Below are 1,685 nucleotides of genomic sequence, written 5' to 3' on the forward strand. Positions count from 1 at the left end.
GCACTATCTCTAAACAGGATGGATTGCCAATTGATCTTAATGGCCAACATGTTATGGCTCTGGGCTTGTCTACTGGTACCAATACAAGCACAGGAAATATGGACTACTTTAACGGTGGAGATATTGTTGTTACGGATATTGTTGATATTGTTAATGGTAACGGAACTCATCTAGGCTACTGGACTGTTAGTCAAAATGGCGAGACCGTCACCAATAAACTAACAGGGAAAATGACCACCGTAATGGCTGCCGATGGCGAAACCCCGATGACCAGTATTAAAGGGACTTTTGCTAACGTGTATGGAACGGGTGTTCACGCAACAATCCATCCTATCGGTACTTACAAAGTAACATTCACTTCTCCGACAGAGTACACCAGCGAATGGGAAGTCACAGGCTTTGAATAGTCTATCTCAATAGAAAGGTATGGACTGGTTTCAAAGTATGCTTTTTTACTTGAGGCCAGCCCACAACGATAGATGAAATTCTGGTCATAATGTTGTGGAGAAAGCTCATGTTAACGTTATTAGTAAATGGTGAAAAACGAAACATCGACGTTGATATCGATACGCCATTATTATGGGTGTTACGAGATCATCTTAATCATACCGGTACAAAATTATGGGTGTTAAGATATAACTTAGGGCTGGCAGGGACTAAATATGGTTGTGGTATGGCTTTGTGTGGTGCTTGCACGGTACATATTGATGGTATAGCGGTGCGATCCTGTGTGACACCTATATCCACAGTTATTGGTAAAAACGTCACAACTATCGAAGGATTGTCTCAAGAGTCTAATCATCCATTACAAAAAGCATGGTCAGAAGAACAAGTGTCGCAATGTGGATATTGCCAGTCTGGTCAGATCATGTCAGCTGCTGCACTACTAGCAAAAACACCCCATCCAAGTGATGTAGATATTGATAATGCGATGAGTGGCAATATCTGTCGCTGTGCCACGTATCAACGAATACGAGCAGCTATTCATAGTGCTGCAAAGGCAGGAGGTTAAGATGGATATTGATCTCAAAATGACACGACGAGATTTTTTGAAAGCAGATGCAAGCTTAGGGCTAGGTCTTATGATCGCATTTTATATACCGGTTGGATTGTCTAAAGCTGTCTCGTCTACTGTTTTAGAAAATAGTGCAAACAGTGCCTCTTTTGAACCGAATGCTTTTATCCGTATTGCAGCTGACAATAGCATTACTGTCATTGTTAAGCATTTGGAAATGGGCCAAGGAGTGTCTACCGGCCTACCCACTCTAATTGCTGAAGAGCTTGATGCTGATTGGGATCAGATCATCGTGGAAGCAGCGCCAGCTAAAGCTAGGCTATATCGAAATCTTATATGGGGTTCTCTGCAAGGCACTGGGGCAAGTAATTCGATGGCGAATTCATTTACTCAAATGCGTCAAGCGGGAGCAACAGCACGAGCTATGTTAGTTGCAGCTGCTGCAGATCGGTGGAATGTACCTGTAAATGAAATCAGTGTTAATAAAGGTATCGTTCAACACCTCGGCAATAAACTCAATGCCAGTTTTGGTGAGCTGGCAGAAGCTGCATCACAATTAACTATCCCAGAAAATATCACATTAAAAGATGCGAAGAATTTTGTATATATAGGCAAACATGTTGACCGCAAAGATACCATGGTCAAATTGAATGGTACCGCCCAATATACG

The 1,685-nt window shown here is 42.2% G+C and carries 3 protein-coding genes; all 3 read left to right on the forward strand.

Going from position 1 to position 1,685, the window contains the following annotated elements:
• A partial coding sequence (locus tag AC3AYF_RS20710) for a hypothetical protein (RefSeq protein WP_487780357.1) occupies positions 1 to 407 on the forward strand: 407 nt, incomplete at its 5' end.
• 107 nt (positions 408 to 514) lie between these two features.
• Positions 515 to 1,012, forward strand: a complete 498-nt coding sequence (locus tag AC3AYF_RS20715; protein ID WP_487780358.1) for a (2Fe-2S)-binding protein — start codon at positions 515 to 517, stop codon at positions 1,010 to 1,012.
• A gap of 1 nt (position 1,013) precedes the next feature.
• The coding region (locus AC3AYF_RS20720; RefSeq protein ID WP_487780359.1) for a molybdopterin cofactor-binding domain-containing protein at positions 1,014 to 1,685 on the forward strand (672 nt) is incomplete at its 3' end.

It is taken from the genome of Salinicola sp. (assembly GCF_982684285.1).